Raw genomic sequence first — 17,018 nt, 5'->3', positions numbered from 1 at the left:
GTGTCAGGATCTTCTGCGTCGGTGTGTCTGGATGGAGTGCCGGGACGGGCCCGGCGACGTGTTCGCTACTTGATCAGGTAGATCGTGGCGAAGAGGCCGATCCAGACGACATCGACGAAGTGCCAGTAGTAGGACACGACGATGGCCGACGTGGCCTGTTCGTGGGTGAACCTCTTGGCCGCGTACGTCCGGCCGAGGACCAGGAGGAAGGCGATGAGGCCGCCCGTCACGTGCAGCCCGTGGAAGCCGGTGGTCAGGTAGAACACCGATCCGTACGGGTCTGACGAGAGACTCAGGCCGTCCTTCTTGACCAGCTCGGTGTACTCGAACACCTGCCCGCCGATGAAGAACGCACCCATGACGAACGTGATGATGAACCACGTCCTGAGCTTCTTCACGTCACCGCGCTCGGCGGCGAATACGCCGAGCTGGCAGGTGAGCGAGGAAAGCACCAGGACCGTGGTGTTCGTCGCCGAGAAGGGCAGATTCAAGGCCTCGGCCTGTTCTGCCCAATGCTCGGCGCCCATCACCGATCGCAGGGTGAAGTACATCGCGAAGAGGGCCGCGAAGAACATCAGCTCGGAACTCAACCAGATGATCGTTCCGACGCTGACGAGGTTCGGCCTGTTGACCGTCGGGTGCGCGTGCCCGGTATCTACTGTCGTTGCTGTCGCCACGACCGACATTATGTCGGTCGCTTATCCCGCCCTCACCCCGGGGGGTGCCGTTCGGAGTGTCCGGGGCGTGTGCAAGGCCCGAACGGCCCATCGGAGGCCCCTGCGAACCGATGTTGACAGGGTGTCGGACGGAGTAGCATCCGCGACATCATCAACGTGATTCATGTGACACGTGGAGGAACGAAATGCGGGCGACTGCGCGGGTTCTGCTCTACAGCGATGACGCCAACACCCGGGAGCAGGTGCGGCTGGCGTCCGGGCGCAGGCCCGCAGCGGACCTGCCGCCGGTGGAGTTCCTGGAGTGCGCCACCATGGACGCCGTCCTCAAGGAACTGGACGCGGGCGGCATCGACGCCTGCGTGTTGGACGGCGAGGCCGTACCGGCCGGGGGCATGGGCGTGTGCCGCCAGATCAAGGACGAGATCTTCCGGTGCCCCCCGGTGCTGCTGCTGATCGGGCGCCCGCAGGACGCCTGGCTGGCCACTTGGAGCCGCGCCGACCGCGCGGTGACGCTGCCGGTCGACCCGGTGGACTTCCCCGAGGCCCTGGCGGACGTACTGCGCTCGCGGCTGTCCCTGAACGCCTGAGCGCCCGAGCGCTCGAAACGGGCCCGTTGGGGCCGGGAGATCGCACAGCGGCCCCTGGAAGCCGTCCTAAGGGCTTCCAGGGGCCGCTGTGTCGCTCGTGGCGCCGGATCGGGGCTTCCAAGGGCGCCCCGCGGGATCCGACGGCGCCTCAGACCTGCGGGCGCAGCCGGGCCGCGTCGACGGGACTGCGCCCGTCCTGGGTGCCCTTGAGGAGGGCGCTGCCTTCGCGCCACTCCTTCCAGTCGAGGTTCCAGTCGCCGTAGCCGTTGCCGAAGGGGTCCATGTCGTCGCCGATGCTGTTGATCACCCGGACGATGTCGCCCTCGCTGATGTTCTCGTAGAACCAGGCGGCGTTGCCGGTGCTCATGCCGGTGCAGCCGTGGCTGACGTTCTCGTAGCCCTGGGAGCCGACGGACCACGGCGCGGCGTGCACGTATTCACCGCTCCAGGTCACCCGGGTGGCGTAGTACACCGGGAGGTTGTAGTACTCGCTGCCGCCGATGCCGACGGTGTCGCCGCGCATCTGGACGAAGTACTGCTTGCCCAGCACGACCTTGACGCCGTTGCGGGTGGAGAAGCCGGGCTTTCCGGTGGTGACCGGAATGGTGTTGATCACTTCTCCGTTGCGCTTGAAGGTCAGGTAGTGCGAGGAGGCGTCCGTGGTGACCTCGACGCGGTCGCCGATCTCCAGCTTGAGCGAGCTCGCGGCGGCGCCGTAGAGCCCGTCCGCGATCTTGATGCCCTCCAGGTTGCTCCGTACGGAGACCTCGGTGTTGGCGGGCCAGTAGTCCTTGGGGCGGAAGTGCAGCTTCTTGTCGTCCACCCAGTGCCAGGCGCCCTGCACGTTGCCCGCGGACTCCACGACCAGGCCGCGCTCGACGATGGCGCGGGCGGCCTTGTCCTTGACCGGTTCGGTGAGCTCGGCCGTCAGGGGTTGGCCGACGCCGTATTTGCCCGCCTCCGGGCCGAATTCGATGTGGACGACCTTCTTGGCCGGGGTGGTCTCGAAGTTCAGCGTGCGCTGCCCCTGGGCGCCGCGCTCGTCCTCCGTGCCGACGGTGACGGTGTAACGGACGCCCGCGGCCATCGGCGCGGTGCTGTGCCAGCGGTCGCCCTTGGCGGAGAGCTCGCCGGCGAGGTGACGGCCGTGGGTGTCGACGGCGCTCACGTCGGTGATCCGGCCGTCGCCCTTCTTGGCGGTGACTTCGAGGGGGCGGTCGGGGTCGACCGGCCGGCCGCCCGACGCCTGATTGAAGGCGACCTCGTCGCCCGCGTCGTAGGGGCGGGCGGACAGCGGGTTGTTGTCGCCGGACCCGCATGCGGTGGCGCCGGCCCCGAGGGACGCGACCAGCAGGGAGCAGCCGACTACCGTCCAAAGACGCGGTGAGTGGTTCATGAGTCCACGCTATGAAGATATGACTATTACGGCGCGCGGGGTGACTGCAAACGAGGGGCCCGGACTCCTCTGACGAGGTGTCCGGGCCCCAAGTGGGTTGCGCGGCGGCTTTCGACTACTGGTTGGCGTTCTCGCCCCGGTAGTACTCGTACACCCAGCCCCACAGACCGATCAGGATCAGCGGCGCCGAGAAGTACATCAGCCACCAGCCGAAGATGACGCCCATGAAGGCGAAGGCGCCACCGATGGCCAGCGAGAGCGGCTGCCAGCTGTGCGGGGAGAAGAATCCCAGCTCGCCGGCCTCGTCCGCGACGTCGGCCTCCAGGTTGTCCTGGGCCATCTCGTCCACGCGCGCGGCCGTGAAGGCCAGGTAGTAGCCGATCATGACGCTCAGGCCGAAGGCCAGGAAGAGAGCGGTGGTCCCGACCGGTTCCTTCGACCACACGCCGTACACGACGGCCATGATCAGAATGAACAGGGAGAGCCAGAGGAACATCCTGCCCTGGATCTTCACTTGCCGGACTCCTTGCCGCCGGTGACCGCCGAGGGAGCCGTGCCGTGGTCCGTCAGGTGGTCCAGGGCCGCGATCTCCGGGTGGTGCAGGTCGAACGCCGGGGATTCGGAACGGATCCGCGGCAGGGTGAGGAAGTTGTGCCGCGGCGGCGGGCAGGACGTCGCCCACTCGAGCGAGCGGCCGTAGCCCCACGGGTCGTCGACCTCGATCTTCTTGCCGTACTTCGCCGTCTTCCAGACGTTGTACATGAAGGGGAGCATCGACAGGCCGAGCAGGAACGAGCTGATCGTCGAGATCGTGTTCAGCGCGGTGAAGCCGTCGGCGGCGAGGTAGTCCGCGTAACGACGCGGCATGCCCTCGGCGCCCAGCCAGTGCTGCACCAGGAACGTGCCGTGGAAGCCCACGAACAGCGTCCAGAAGGTGATCTTGCCCAGGCGCTCGTCCAGCATCTTGCCCGTGAACTTCGGCCACCAGAAGTGGAAGCCGGAGAACATCGCGAAGACCACGGTGCCGAAGATGACGTAGTGGAAGTGCGCGACGACGAAGTACGAGTCGGAGACGTGGAAGTCCATCGGGGGCGAGGCCAGGATGACGCCGGTCAGACCACCGAAGGTGAAGGTGATCAGGAAGCCGACGGCCCAGAGCATCGGGGTCTCGAAGGACAGCGAGCCCTTCCACATGGTGCCGATCCAGTTGAAGAACTTCACACCGGTCGGTACCGCGATCAGGAAGGTCATGAAGGAGAAGAACGGCAGCAGCACACCACCGGTGACGTACATGTGGTGGGCCCACACGGTCACGGAGAGGCCGGCGATCGCGATCGTCGCGGCGATCAGGCCGATGTAACCGAACATCGGCTTGCGTGAGAAGACCGGGATCACTTCGGAAATGATGCCGAAGAAGGGCAACGCGATGATGTACACCTCTGGGTGTCCGAAGAACCAGAAGAGGTGTTGCCACAGCAAGGCGCCGCCGTTGGCCGCGTCGAAGACGTGCGCACCGAACTTCCGGTCGGCCTCCAGCGCGAAGAGCGCGGCGGCGAGGACCGGGAACGCGAGCAGGACCAGCACACCGGTCAGCAGGACGTTCCAGACGAAGATCGGCATGCGGAACATCGTCATGCCGGGAGCGCGCATGCAGATGATCGTGGTGATGAAGTTGACCGAACCGAGGATCGTGCCGAAGCCGGAGAAGGCCAGACCCATGATCCACATGTCGGCGCCGATGCCCGGCGAGCGGACGGCGTCCGACAGCGGGGAGTAGGCGAACCAACCGAAGTCGGCGGCACCCGAGGGGGTGACGAAGCCGGCCACCGCGATGGTCGAACCGAAGAGGTACAGCCAGTACGCGAACATGTTCAGCCGCGGGAACGCCACGTCGGGCGCGCCGATCTGCAGCGGCATGATCCAGTTCGCGAAGCCGGCGAACAGCGGGGTGGCGAACATCAGCAGCATGATCGTGCCATGCATGGTGAACGCCTGGTTGAACTGCTCGTTCGACATGATCTGCGTGCCCGGACGGGCCAGCTCGGCGCGCATGAAGAGCGCCATGATCCCGCCGATGATGAAGAACACGAACGACGTGACCAGGTACATCGTGCCGATCGTCTTGTGGTCGGTGGTGGTCAACCACTTCACGACGACGTTGCCCGGCTGCTTGCGCCGTACCGGCAGCTCGTTCTCATACGAGTCGGCGGCGGCACCCTGAGGCTGGTTGAGGATGCTCACAGTTTGTTCACCTCAGCGTTGCGGGCCGGGTCGGTCTGCTTGATGCCGGCCGGGAGGTAACCGGTCTGCCCCTTCTCCGCCAGGTCCTTGAGGTGCTTGCGGTACTCCTCGGGGGAGACGACCTTGACGTTGAAGAGCATCCGGGAGTGGTCGACGCCACACAGCTCGGCGCACTTGCCCATGAAGACGCCCTCTTCGGTCGGGGTGACCTCGAAGACGTTGGTGTGGCCCGGGATGACGTCCTGCTTGAACAGGAAGGGGACCACCCAGAAGGAGTGGATGACGTCGTTGGACGACAGGATGAAGCGAACCTTCTCACCCTTGGGCAGCCAAAGCGTCGGACCGGGCCACTTGACGCCCTCCGCAGCCTTGTCCGGGTTCACGTCTCCGGGGACACCCTTGGTGTAGACGCCTTCGGCGCCCGCGGGGAAGTCCTTGGTGAAGCGGTCCGGGATGGAGGCCAGTTCCTTGGGAACCGTGCCCGCCTTCGGGGTCGCCGCGTCGCCGTCGACGTTCTCGACGTAGTTGAAGCCCCAGCTCCACTGGTAGCCGATCACGTTGATCGTGTGCGTCGGCTTGGCGGAGAGGGAGAGCAGCTTCGACTCGTCACGCGCGGTGAAGTAGAACAGCACCGAGACGATGATGAGCGGGACCACGGTGTACAGGGCCTCGATCGGCATGTTGTACCGGGTCTGCGGCGGAACCTCGATCTTCGTCCGGCTACGCCGGTGGAAGATGACGCTCCACATGATCAGGCCCCAGACCAGGACGCCCGTGATCAGCGCTGCCGCCCACGACCCCTGCCACAGGGAGAGGATGATCGGCGCCTCTTTGGTGACCGGGTCCGGCATACCGAGGTTGGGGAAGTTCTTATATGAATACGAGCAACCAGTGGCGGTCGCCAGGACCACGCCCGCAGTCAGCGCCTGCAGCAGCTTCCGCCGCATCGGGCGCCGCGGCGAGCGGTCGGAGCCGTAGGGACTCACGTAGCGCCTTCCCGAGAGTCTCGGCCCGCGCGGTCGGCCGCGGCCGTGTTCGGGTCGGTCGCCGGCCCTGACGCAGGCAGGGGTTTGGATGTTTATGCGGACCAAACCCTACTGGACGCTATTTGGGGTCGCGCGGGGAGGGTGCCCAACGCGCCGCTACTGCGCCCGAAGGGGTGGATCCGCCGTACGGGGGAAGGCCTCCGTACACCTGAATGGCGGTGCCCGGACGGCATCTGACGGGCCCTGACCTCGGCGGACGTCCAAGGGCGCGGGGCCGCCGGATAGCGTGGCCGGATGCCGTACTTCGATGTCGCCTCCGCCGCTCCGCTGCACCCGGTCGCCCGGCAGGCCCTACAGGCCGCGCTGGACGAGGGCTGGGCCGACCCGGCCCGGCTCTACCGGGAGGGCAGGCGGGCCCGGCTGCTGCTGGACGCGGCGCGGGAGGCGGCGGCCGAGGCCGTCGGGTGCCGCCCGGACGAACTCGTCTTCACTCCTTCGGGGACGCACGCCGTTCACGCGGGCGTCGAAGGCGCCCTGGCGGGCCGTCGGCGCGTCGGCGCGCACCTCGTGGTGTCCGCGGTCGAACACAGTTCTGTCCTCCATTCGGCGGCGGCAGTCGAGTCACGCGGGGGCTCCTTCTCCGAAGTCCCGGTCGACCGCACCGGAGCGGTGGATCCGCGGGTGTTCGAAAGCGCGCTGCGCCCCGACACCGCGCTGGCCGCCCTGCAGTCCGCCAACCACGAGGTGGGGACGGTCCAGCCGGTGCCGGAAGTGGCCGAGCGCTGCCGGGCGGCCGGGGTCCCGCTGCTCGTGGACGCGGCGCAGTCGTTGCCCTGGGGTCCGGCGCCCGAGGGCTGGTCGCTGTTGACCGCGAGCGCGCACAAGTGGGGCGGCCCGCCCGGGGTCGGCCTGCTGGCCGTCCGCAAGGGGGTCCGCTTCGCGCCCCAAGGCCCGGGCGGGGAACGGGAGTCGGGCCGCTCCCCCGGCTTCGAGAACATCCCGGCCGTCGTGGCGGCCGCGGCCTCGCTGAGGGCCGTACGGGCGGACGCGCAGGCCGAGTCGGAGCGGCTCGGCGTCCTGGTGGACCGGATCCGGCGGCGGGTGGCGCGGTTGGTCCCGGACGTCGAGGTGGTCGGCGATCCGCTGCGGCGGCTGCCGCACCTGGTCACCTTCTCCTGCCTCTACGTCGACGGGGAGATCCTGCTGCACGAGCTGGACCGGGCCGGGTACTCGGTGTCGTCCGGGTCCTCGTGCACCAGCTCGACGCTGACCCCGAGCCACGTGCTCAAGGCGATGGGGGTGCTCTCGGAGGGGAACGTCCGGATCTCGCTGCCGGTGGGCACGACGGCGCAGGAGGTGAACGGCTTCCTGGAGGTGCTGCCGGGGGTGGTGGCCGGGGTGCGGACGCGGCTGGGCGTGGCGCCGTCCGCGCAGCCGGCGGGAGCGCCGGAACCGGCCGATTCGCTGGTCGTCGACGCGCTCGGGCTGCGGTGCCCGCAGCCGGTGATCGAGTTGGGGAACGCGATCGGGGGCGTGGCGGTCGGCGGGACGGTCACGGTCCTGTCGGACGACGAGGTGGCGCGGCTGGACATTCCGGCGTGGTGCGGGATGCGGGGCCAGGAGTACGTGGGAGCGACCCCCGCCCCGGGTGGGGTGGGGGTCGCTCACACGGTGCGGCGCCTGGTGTGAACGGCGCCGCGTCGCGTCGTTACGCCAGGTGCGCCTGGACCTCGGCCGCGGCCTCCGGGCCGTAGGCCTTGGCGAAGCGCTCCATGAAGTGGGCGCGGGCCAGGGTGTACTCCTGGGTGCCGAGGGTCTCGATGACGAGGGTCGCCAGCATGCAGCCGACCTGCGCCGCGCGCTCCAGCCCGACGCCCCAGCCCAGGCCCGTGAGGAAACCGGCGCGGAAGGCGTCGCCGACACCGGTGGGGTCGACCTTCGCGGTCTCCTCGGGGCAGCCGACGACGATCGGATCGTGGCCGACCCGCTCGATCTTGACGCCGTTCGAGCCCAGCGTGGTGACGCGGGTGCCGACCTTGGTGAGGATCTCCGCGTCGGTCCAGCCGGACTTCGACTCGATGAGGCCCTTCTCGTACTCGTTGGAGAAGAGGAACGTCGCCCCCTCCATCAGCGTCCGGATGTTCTCGCCGTCCATCCGCGCGATCTGCTGCGAGAAGTCGGCGGCGAAGGGGATCTCGCGCGTCCGGCACTCCTCGGTGTGGCGCAGCATCGCCTCGGGGTCGTCGGCGCCGATCAGGACGAGGTCCAGGCCGCCCACGCGGTCGGCGACGGACTTCAGCTCGATCAGCCGGGCCTCGCTCATGGCGCCGGTGTAGAAGGAGCCGATCTGGTTGTGGTCGACGTCCGTGGTGCACACGAAGCGCGCGGTGTGCAGCACTTCGGAGATCCGGACGGACTCGGTGTCCACGCCGTGGCGGTCGAGCCAGGCACGGTACTCGTCGAAGTCGTAGCCGGCGGCGCCGACGAGGACCGGGCGGCTTCCGAGCTGCCCCATACCGAAGCAGATGTTCGGGCCGACACCGCCCCGTCGCACGTCGAGGTTGTCGACGAGGAAGGAGAGCGAGACCGTGTGCAGCTGGTCCGCGACCAGCTGGTCGGCGAAGCGGCCGGGGAAGGTCATGAGGTGGTCGGTGGCGATGGAGCCTGTGACTGCGATGCGCACGGCGTGGATGCTCCTGCGGAGGGCGGCAAGCTGACAATCAAACCTACCCGGTAGACGCCGCGAGGCCGACCGGCTGAAACTACCCCGTAGTAGCTCTTTCTTCGCACCGGTGGCGCTGCTTACGGTGCCCCCATGACCTATACCGATGGCTTCGGGTACCCGCAGTACACCGCTCCCGGGCGGACCACGGAAGTCTCGCGCCAGCCGGGCTTCGCCCGGCTGCTGGGCGACTGCGCCCGGATGGCGCCCCACTGGTCGGTCCCGGCGGGCCCCCGACCGGCCCCGGTGGCGCCCTCGCAGATCCACGGGGTCCGCGTGCCGCCGGCCTCCGCGCGGCTCATCGCCTCCACCGCGCAGTACGGGTACTGATCCCCTCCGCGGGACCGGGGAACCGGTTTCGCTCCTGTTCCGTCCCACTCGCATCACGCACGGCGAGGCAGGCGAAGGAGCGATCCGGTGACCACCGAGCATTCCGGTCCGACTGACAACACCGAACCGGCCGAAACGGCCGAACTGGCCGACGTCGCGGCGCGGCCGGGCGGCGCCCCACGACGGCGTCCCCGCTGGGCCGTCGCCTCGGTCGCGGCCGCCGTCCTGCTGGCGGGCGGCGGTACGGCGTACTGGGCCACCACGGCCCACGACGGCACGGGCGCGGCCGCGGCGTCACTGTCCGCGGGCGACGCCGCGGCCAGGGCGGCCTCTCCCGGCGCCCCCGGCTCCGTCGGCCCCTCGGCCCCCGGCATCGCGCCGGGCGAACCGGACCCCAACGGGTCCGGGGTGACCTACCGGGCCGAAGGCCCCCTCCCCCAGGGTCCGGCCGCAGCGCCCGCCTTCGCCGCGAGCGGCGAGGTCACCGAGGCCGAGGTGGCCCGGCTCGCGAGCGCCCTCGGCATCACGGCCGTCCCGAAGCTGGTGGGCGAGCTGTGGCAGGCGGGGGTGGTCGGGGATCCGTCCGGCCCGCGCCTCCAGGTGAACCTCAAGGCGCCCGGGACCTGGACCTTCACCCGCCACCTGGCGGGCGGCTCGGACGACTGCCGGCGCGGCAAGGACACCTGCGGGCCCGCCACCCTGCCCGGTGGCGCGCAGGCCCCCAGCGGGGGCCAGGGCCCCGGCCCCGCCGCGGTGTCCGGTGCGGACACGGGCGCGGGTACGAGTACGAGTACGGATACGGGCGCGGGTACGCCGGTGAGCGAGGAGGCGGCGAAGGCCGCGGCGGCTCCGCTGCTCGCCGCGGTGGGCCAGCAGGGCGCGAAGCTGGACGCCCGGCAGCTCAAGGGCTCGGTGCGCGTGGTGACCGCGGACCCGGTGGTCGGCGGGCTGCCCACGCAGGGCTGGCAGAGCACGGTGAGCGTGGGCGCGGACGGCCAGGTGGTGGCCGCCGGCGGCGAGCTGAAGGCACCGGTGCGGGCGACCGACCAGCAGGTGGTCGGCGCGCAGGAGGCCCTGGACCGGCTGAACGCCGCGTCGGCCCCCGGTCGCGGGACGGGGCCGAGCGGGTGCGCCACGTCCGTGCCGCTGGAGCCGGAGGCCCCGATCGCACCGGGCGAGACCCCGCCGTGCAACCCGGAGCCGCGCCCGATGAAGCCGCCGCGGACGGAGACGGTCCGCACGGCGGTGCTGGGTCTGGCCGCGGGGACCGTGGACGGCGCCCGCGGGCTGGTGCCCGCCTGGCTCTTCGAGGTCGCGGGCAGCGGGGGCGGCGCGGGCCGCACGGTGGCCCAGCCCGCGGCGCGGGACGCGGCTCCGGCGCCGGGGACCGGGCGTACGGTGCCGGGGTTCTCGTACTCCGCGGCTGACCGGAAGCTCACCGTGAACTTCTGGGGCGGGGCGTGCAGTGCCTACGCCGCCGAGGCCCGGGAGAGCACCGACGCGGTGACGGTGAAGATCACGGACACCCCGACGAACCCGGGCGGGGCCTGCATCATGCTCGCCAAGGACATGTCGGTGTCGGTGACGCTGGAGCAGCCGCTGGGCGCCCGGAAGGTGGTCGACGGGACCACGGGCAAGCCGCTGCCCCGCCAGTAGCCGGGGACCGGCACCCGCACGCACGGAGGGGCCCGACCGTCTGATGGCGGTCGGGCCCCTCCGTGCGTCTGTGCCTGACGGCTCAGGGACTAGCTGAACGAGTCGCCGCAGGCGCAGGAGCCCGTGGCGTTCGGGTTGTCGATCGTGAAGCCCTGCTTCTCGATCGTGTCGACGAAGTCGATCGACGCACCGTGCAGGTACGGAGAGCTCATCCGGTCCGTGACGACCTTGACGCCGTCGAAGTCCTTGACCACGTCGCCGTCGAGGGAGCGCTCGTCGAAGAAGAGCTGGTAGCGCAGGCCGGAGCAACCGCCGGGCTGGACGGCGACGCGAAGCGCCAGGTCCTCGCGGCCTTCCTGCTCCAGCAGCGTCCTGACCTTCTCGGCGGCGGCGTCGGACAGGAGGATGCCGTCGCTCACAGTGGTCTTTTCGTCCTGAACGGACATCTGCATTCACTCCCGAAGTGGGCGGCTTCCCGGCAGGGGCAGGGAAACGTCGGTCGGACTCTTGCCGTCGGTGGCAACGAGCGCGGCCGCCGATTCATTCCGGGTCCGGCGCTTGTTCCAGACATTCATGCTCGCACACCTGCCGGCCGGGCGAATGCGTCACATCGACACTATCGGGCATCGTCAAAGTGACGTGAAGCGGTTATGATAGATAACGTCAAATAGACGAGAAGTCGCAGTACCTCCACAGAAGTACCTCTCCAGCAGTCCCTAGTCGCAGAACAGAAAGGGTGCGTGTCGTGACCACCGCCCAGCCTTTGGACGTCCAGCCGACGCCCCTTGCCCTGCTGCTGCTCGGCCGTGAGGCCGACCCCAAGAGCGAGCGCGGGGTGGAGTGCCCCGGCGACCTGCCCTCGCCCTCGGACCCGAACCTGGTGGCCCGAGCCCGCGCGGCCAAGGAGAAGCTCGGGGACAAGGTCTTCATCCTCGGCCACCACTACCAGCGTGACGAGGTGATCGAGTTCGCCGACGTCACCGGCGACTCCTTCAAGCTGGCCAAGGACGCGGCCGCCAAGCCGGAGGCCGAGTACATCGTCTTCTGCGGCGTCCACTTCATGGCCGAGTCCGCGGACATCCTGACCACGGACGACCAGAAGGTCGTCCTGCCGGACCTGGCCGCCGGCTGCTCGATGGCCGACATGGCCACCGCCGAGCAGGTCGCGGAGTGCTGGGACGTGCTGACCGAGGCCGGCATCGCCGACGTCACGGTGCCCGTCTCGTACATGAACTCCTCCGCCGACATCAAGGCCTTCACCGGCAAGCACGGCGGCACGATCTGTACGTCCTCCAACGCGAAGCGGGCCCTGGACTGGGCGTTCGAGCAGGGCGAGAAGGTCCTCTTCCTGCCCGACCAGCACCTCGGCCGCAACACCGCCGTCCGCGACATGGGCATGTCCCTGGACGACTGCGTCCTGTACAACCCGCACAAGCCGAACGGCGGCCTGACGGTCGAGCAGCTGCGGAACGCCAAGATGATCCTGTGGCGCGGGCACTGCTCCGTGCACGGCCGCTTCTCCGTGGAGTCGGTCGAGGACGTCCGCGCCCGCATCCCCGGCGTGAACGTGCTGGTCCACCCCGAGTGCAAGCACGAGGTCGTGGCCGCCGCGGACTACGTCGGCTCGACGGAGTACATCATCAAGGCGCTGGAGGCGGCCCCGGCCGGCTCCAAGTGGGCCATCGGCACCGAGCTGAACCTGGTCCGCCGCCTGGCGAATCGATTCGCTGCCGAGGACAAGGAAGTCGTCTTCCTCGACAAGACGGTCTGCTTCTGCTCGACCATGAACCGCATCGACCTCCCCCACCTGGTGTGGACCCTGGAGTCCCTGGCCGAGGGCAACCTCGTCAACCAGATCCAGGTGGACAAGGAGACCGAGAGCTTCGCCAAGCTCGCCCTGGAACGCATGCTCGCCCTCCCGTAACCGAGCGCCCGCACCAACGCCGATGGGCCGCCCCCTCCACGAGGGGGCGGCCCATCGGCGTTGTCGTGCGTCCGTGCCGTCAGACCCTGACGGGGCTTTCGTCGGGCTCCTGGGCGGGGGTGGGGGTCGGGTGGGGGGTGCGCTTCGAGGCGCGCTTGGCCGCGCGGCGCTCCTTGCGCAGTTCCACCATCGTGTAGATGGCCGGGACCAGGAGGAGGGTCAGCAGGGTGGAGCTGACCAGGCCGCCGATGACCACCACGGCGAGCGGCTTCGAGATGAAGCCGCCGCCGCCCGTGACGCCGAGCGCCATCGGGAGCAGGGCGAAGATGGTCGCCAGGGCCGTCATCAGGATCGGGCGCAGACGGTGGCGACCGCCCTCGACGACGGCTTCGACGACCCCGAGGCCCTGGGCGCGGTACTGGTTGACCAGGTCGATCAGGACGATCGCGTTGGTCACCACGATGCCGATGAGCATCAGCATGCCGATCATCGCGGGCACGCCCATCGGGGTGCCGGTGACCAGGAGCAGACCGAGCGCGCCGGTGGCCGCGAAGGGCACGGAGACCAGCAGGATCAGCGGCTGGACGAGCGAGCGGAAGGTCGCCACCAGCAGCATGAACACGATCGCGATGGCCGCGAGCATGGCCAGGCCCAGCGAGCCGAAGGCGTCGTCCTGGTCGGAGGAGACGCCGCCGATGGTGGCGGTGGCCCCGTCGGGCAGGTGCAGGGCCTTGAGCTTGGCGCTCAGCTCGGTGCTGACCGCGCCGGTGTTGTCGCCGTTCGGCTTGGCCGTGATGGTGGCGGCGCGGGCGCCGTCGATCCGGGTCATCGCGACCGGGCCCGGGACCACCTTGACGTCGGCGATGTCACCGAGCTTGACGGGTCCGACCGGCAGTGCCTGGAGTTCGGCGAGGGTCTTGGTGGGCTGCCCGGAGGCGATGACCACGTTGCGCTCGGTGTTGCCGAGGAAGGCCTTGCCCGCGGGGGTGCCCTGGACGGCCTGGGCGACGAGTCCGCCGAGGGCGGCCTGGCTCAGGCCCGCGTCGGCGGCCTTGGCGTTGGCGGTGACCGAGATGCGGGGCACCGACTGGGAGAGGTCGCTCTGGACGTCGCTGACGTCCTTGAGCTTGGCGACCTCGGCGCGGACCTGCTCGGCGGCCTTGGCGAGGACACCGGCGTCGCCCGCCTTGACGACCACGCTGAGGTCCGTGTTGCCGAAGGCCGCGCCCACCGAGACGGTGGTCCGGCCGATGCCGTCGAGCTTGGCCAGGTCGGTCTCGATGCGCTTCTGGACGGCCTCGCCGTCCTTGGCGTCCTTCAGGGTCACCTGGTAGGACGCCTGGTTGGTGCCCGTACCGCCGCCGAAGGCCGCCATGAAGCCGGAGGAGCCGACGGTGACCTGGTAGTCCTTGACGCCGGCGGTGCCCGCGAGGACCTTCTCCACCTTGCGGCTCGCCTCGTCGGAGGCGGACAAGGAGGTGCCGGGGGCCAGCGCCTGCTTGATGGTCAGGACGTCCTGCTCGCCCTTGTCGAAGAAGTTGGTCTTCAGCAGCGGGGCCATGGCGAAGGTGGCGACGAGGAGCACGCACGCGACGGCCACGGTGGCCAGGCGGCGGCGCGCGACGAAGCGCAGCACCCGCACGTAGAAGGTCTGGAGCCGGCTGCGCGACTCCTTCTCCTCGGCGGCCCGCCGGACGGCGTCCACGGCGGCCGGGTCGGTGGGGGTTGCCCCGTCCACGCCCTTGGGGGCGCTGAGGAACCAGTACGACAGGACCGGTACGACCGTCAGGGACACCAGCAGCGAGGCCAGCAGGGCCGCGGTCACGGTGAGCGAGAAGGAGCTGAACAGCTCGCCGATCATGCCGCCGACGAGACCGATCGGCAGGAAGACGGCGACGGTGGTGAGCGTCGAGGAGGTGACCGCGCCGGCCACTTCCTTGACCGCGGTGATGATCGCGGCCTCGCGCTCCTCGCCGTAGGACAGGTGCCGCTTGATGTTCTCCAGGACCACGATGGAGTCGTCCACGACGCGGCCGATGGCGATGGTGAGCGCGCCCAGCGTCAGCATGTTCAGCGACAGGTCGCGGGTCCACAGCACGATCAGCGCGAGCACGATGGACAGCGGGATGGAGACCGCGGTGACCAGGGTCGAGCGGATCGAGGCGAGGAAGACCAGGATCACGATCACCGCGAAGACCAGGCCGAGCAGGCCCTCCGTGGTGAGGCTGGAGATGGCGGTGGCGACGGCCGGGCCGTTGTCGCTGACCATCGTGAGGCCGGCGCCGGCGCCGAGGGCGGTGCGCAGCTCGGGCAGCTTGTCCTTGACGGCGTCGGAGATGGCGACGGAGCTGCCGTCCTTGTCCATCGTGAGGACGACGGCCAGGCTGGGCTTGCCGTTGGTGCGGGTGATGGAGACGGCCTTGGCGGGCTCCTGCTTCACGGTGGCGACGTCGCCGAGGCGGACCGCCGGCTTGCCGGTCGGTGCCGCGCCGGTCGGTGCCGCGCCGCCCGGTGCCGGGCCCGCGCTCAGGCGCAGGTCCTCCAGCTGGGCGAGGGAGGTGTAGCCGCCGCCGACGCGGACGGTGCGGTTCTTGCCCGCCTCGTCGAAGGAACCGGCGGGCATGGTGGCGCCGCCCGCTTCCAGGCCCTTGGCGAGCGCGGCCGTGTCGAGGCCGGCGGCCGCCAGCTTCGCCTGGTCCGGGGTCACGGTGACCTGGAGGTCCTGGACGCCGTTGACGCTGACCTGGCCGACGCCCGGGATGTCCTCCAGGACGGGGACGACGCTGCGCTGGAGCTGGTCGGCGAGGGCCTGCTGGTCCTTGTCGGAGGTGGCGGCGAGGACGACGGTGGGCATGTCGTCGGTGGAGCCGGCCACGACCTGCGGGTCGACGTCGGCGGGCAGCCGGACGCGGGCCCGGTTGACGGCCTGCTGGACGTCGGCGACGAGCTGCTTGGTGCCGCTGTCGCCGAAGTCGAACTTGGCCGTGATGAGGGCGTTGCCCTCGCTGGCGGTGGAGGTGATGCCGGTGATGCCGTCGACGCCCTTGAGGGTGGCCTCGATCGGTTCGATGACCTGCTTCTCGACCACGTCGGGCGAGGCGCCCTGGTACGGCGCGAGGATGGACACCATCGGCAGCTCGATGGAGGGCAGCAGTTGCTGCTTGAGCTGGGGGATGGCTAGGGCGCCGAACAGGAGCGCGACGATCGACACGAGGCCGATCAGTGCCCGTTGGGCAAGGCTGAAGCGGGACAGCCAGGACATGGGTGAGATCTCTCTGCCGAATTGAGCGCGTGGAGCGAGGGTCGTCCCACCTTCTCCCCCGCCACGGCGCCCGGGCGTCGCCCGCAGGTCCCGTCCTTATCCCGCGTGTACCGCGCCCGCAGTACGCCCCACTGCCCCGATCTACTCCGCGCGGGGCCGCACCAGGCCCGATTCGTATGCGATGACCACCAATTGGGCCCGGTCCCGGGCGCCGAGCTTGGCCATCGCGCGGTTCACGTGGGTCTTCACGGTGAGCGGGCTGACCTCCAGCCGGCCGCCGATCTCGTCGTTGGACAGGCCGCCCGCGACCAGGCCGAGCACCTCGCGCTCGCGGCCGGTCAGGGCGGCGAGCCGTTCGGCGTGGACGCCCGCGGCGGCGGTCGGCGGGGCGCCGCCGCCCTGGGCGAGGAAGGTGGCGATGAGGCCCTTGGTGGCGGCCGGGGAGAGCAGCGCCTCGCCGGCGACCGCGATCCGGATGGCGCTCAGCAGCTCGTCGGGCTCGGCGCCCTTGCCGAGGAAGCCGGAGGCGCCCGCCCGGAGGGCCGCGGCGACGTACTCGTCGACCTCGAAGGTCGTCAGCATCACCACGCGCACGCCGGCGAGTTCCGGGTCGGCGCTGATCATCCGGGTGGCGGCGAGACCGTCGGTGCCGGGCATCCGGATGTCCATGAGGACCACGTCGGCGCGGTGCTCGCGGGCCAGGGCGTAGGCCTGCGCGCCGTCGGCGGCCTCCCCGACGACCTCCATGTCGGGCTCGGAGTCGACCAGCACCTTGAAGGCGCTGCGGAGCAGGGCCTGGTCGTCGGCGAGGAGCACCCGGATGGGGGCGGCGGGGGGTTGCGGGTCGCTCGGCGTGTGTTCCACGGGAAGAGAGCGTACGTCGCCGAGCCGATCGGTGGCCCGCCCGCCTGCCGGGACCCCCTAAGGGGCATCTGCCGAATGCCCCCGGCCCCCTCCCCCTCGCCGGCAGCCACCCCAGCCTCACCGGCGGCCATTCCAGCCTCGCCGGCGCGCACCCCGGCCCCGCCGGCAGCCACCCCAGCCTCACCGGCGCGCATTCCAGCCTCGCCGGCGGCCACCTCCGCCTCACCGGCGGCCACCCCAGCCCCGCCGGCGCGCACCCCAGCCTCACCGGCGGCCATTCCAGCCTCGCCGGCGTTTGAGGCGCGGGTCCGGGCGGAGCCCGGTGCCCGGCGGAGCCGGGTTACTTGTTCCGCGGGCACGGGGCCGCCCGTAC

At 70.2% G+C, this 17,018-nt stretch carries 14 protein-coding genes; 5 read left to right on the top strand and 9 right to left on the bottom strand.

The features are described from left to right. Window positions 1-65: 65 nt before the first annotated feature. The gene (gene ctaE / locus ACZ4UB_RS21410; protein ID WP_354383694.1) at window positions 66-686 is read right to left on the bottom strand and encodes an aa3-type cytochrome oxidase subunit III; all 621 of its coding nucleotides are present in this window, start codon (window positions 684-686) and stop codon (window positions 66-68) included. Between the two features lie 176 nt (window positions 687-862). On the opposite strand from ctaE, the gene ACZ4UB_RS21405 reads away from it, so the two are divergent. Further along, a complete protein-coding gene (locus ACZ4UB_RS21405) occupies window positions 863-1,264 on the top strand; it encodes a hypothetical protein (RefSeq protein WP_404015328.1) in 402 nt (133 codons plus the stop codon). A gap of 148 nt (window positions 1,265-1,412) precedes the next feature. Here ACZ4UB_RS21405 and ACZ4UB_RS21400 read toward each other — a convergent pair whose 3' ends face one another. The 4 genes from ACZ4UB_RS21400 to ctaC form a co-directional block, all read right to left on the bottom strand. Beyond that, on the bottom strand, window positions 1,413-2,660 hold the full coding sequence (locus tag ACZ4UB_RS21400; RefSeq protein ID WP_354383696.1) for a L,D-transpeptidase: 1,248 nt from the start codon (window positions 2,658-2,660) through the stop codon (window positions 1,413-1,415). 115 nt (window positions 2,661-2,775) lie between these two features. Then, window positions 2,776-3,174 carry a cytochrome c oxidase subunit 4 gene (locus tag ACZ4UB_RS21395; protein WP_354383697.1) on the bottom strand — a complete coding sequence of 133 codons (399 nt, stop codon included), beginning with the start codon at window positions 3,172-3,174 and terminating at the stop codon, window positions 2,776-2,778. Next, on the bottom strand, window positions 3,171-4,901 hold the full coding sequence (gene ctaD / locus ACZ4UB_RS21390; protein ID WP_354383698.1) for an aa3-type cytochrome oxidase subunit I: 1,731 nt from the start codon (window positions 4,899-4,901) through the stop codon (window positions 3,171-3,173). Before ctaD ends, ACZ4UB_RS21395 begins: the two co-directional genes overlap by 4 nt. Further along, window positions 4,898-5,887: an aa3-type cytochrome oxidase subunit II gene (ctaC, locus tag ACZ4UB_RS21385; protein WP_354383699.1), complete on the bottom strand. Its 990-nt coding sequence runs from the start codon at window positions 5,885-5,887 to the stop codon at window positions 4,898-4,900. The genes ctaD and ctaC overlap by 4 nt, the downstream gene beginning before the upstream one ends. Window positions 5,888-6,181: 294 nt before the next feature. Between ctaC and ACZ4UB_RS21380 the strand changes: the two genes are divergently transcribed. Then, complete coding sequence (locus ACZ4UB_RS21380) at window positions 6,182-7,576, top strand: aminotransferase class V-fold PLP-dependent enzyme (RefSeq protein ID WP_468072219.1); 1,395 nt, start codon at window positions 6,182-6,184, stop codon at window positions 7,574-7,576. A gap of 19 nt (window positions 7,577-7,595) precedes the next feature. On the opposite strand, the gene ACZ4UB_RS21375 is transcribed toward ACZ4UB_RS21380, so the two are convergent. Next, window positions 7,596-8,570: a carbohydrate kinase family protein gene (locus ACZ4UB_RS21375; RefSeq protein WP_354383701.1), complete on the bottom strand. Its 975-nt coding sequence runs from the start codon at window positions 8,568-8,570 to the stop codon at window positions 7,596-7,598. Window positions 8,571-8,702: 132 nt separating this feature from the next. Between ACZ4UB_RS21375 and ACZ4UB_RS21370 the strand changes: the two genes are divergently transcribed. Both ACZ4UB_RS21370 and ACZ4UB_RS21365 read left to right on the top strand, forming a co-directional pair. Beyond that, window positions 8,703-8,939: a hypothetical protein gene (locus tag ACZ4UB_RS21370; RefSeq protein ID WP_354383702.1), complete on the top strand. Its 237-nt coding sequence runs from the start codon at window positions 8,703-8,705 to the stop codon at window positions 8,937-8,939. Between the two features lie 87 nt (window positions 8,940-9,026). Then, a complete protein-coding gene (locus tag ACZ4UB_RS21365; RefSeq protein WP_468072217.1) occupies window positions 9,027-10,595 on the top strand; it encodes a hypothetical protein in 1,569 nt (522 codons plus the stop codon). A gap of 89 nt (window positions 10,596-10,684) precedes the next feature. Here the strand turns inward: ACZ4UB_RS21365 and erpA are convergent, their stop codons facing one another. Further along, window positions 10,685-11,041 (bottom strand): iron-sulfur cluster insertion protein ErpA, encoded by a 357-nt coding sequence (gene erpA, locus ACZ4UB_RS21360; protein WP_214949940.1) that lies wholly within the window; start codon window positions 11,039-11,041, stop codon window positions 10,685-10,687. Between the two features lie 290 nt (window positions 11,042-11,331). On the opposite strand from erpA, the gene nadA reads away from it, so the two are divergent. Then, window positions 11,332-12,519, top strand: coding sequence for a quinolinate synthase NadA (nadA, locus tag ACZ4UB_RS21355; protein ID WP_354383704.1), 1,188 nt, complete (start codon window positions 11,332-11,334; stop codon window positions 12,517-12,519). A gap of 79 nt (window positions 12,520-12,598) precedes the next feature. Here the strand turns inward: nadA and ACZ4UB_RS21350 are convergent, their stop codons facing one another. Together ACZ4UB_RS21350 and ACZ4UB_RS21345 are read right to left on the bottom strand one after the other, a co-directional pair. Further along, a complete protein-coding gene (locus ACZ4UB_RS21350; RefSeq protein WP_468072215.1) occupies window positions 12,599-15,781 on the bottom strand; it encodes an efflux RND transporter permease subunit in 3,183 nt (1,060 codons plus the stop codon). Between the two features lie 141 nt (window positions 15,782-15,922). Continuing rightward, on the bottom strand, window positions 15,923-16,645 hold the full coding sequence (locus tag ACZ4UB_RS21345; protein WP_468072213.1) for a response regulator: 723 nt from the start codon (window positions 16,643-16,645) through the stop codon (window positions 15,923-15,925). Between the last annotated feature and the right edge of the window lie 373 nt (window positions 16,646-17,018).

The sequence above is a fragment of the Streptomyces sp. NPDC028419 genome (genome assembly GCF_055565515.1).
This window is presented reverse-complemented; position numbering and strand designations above follow the sequence as displayed.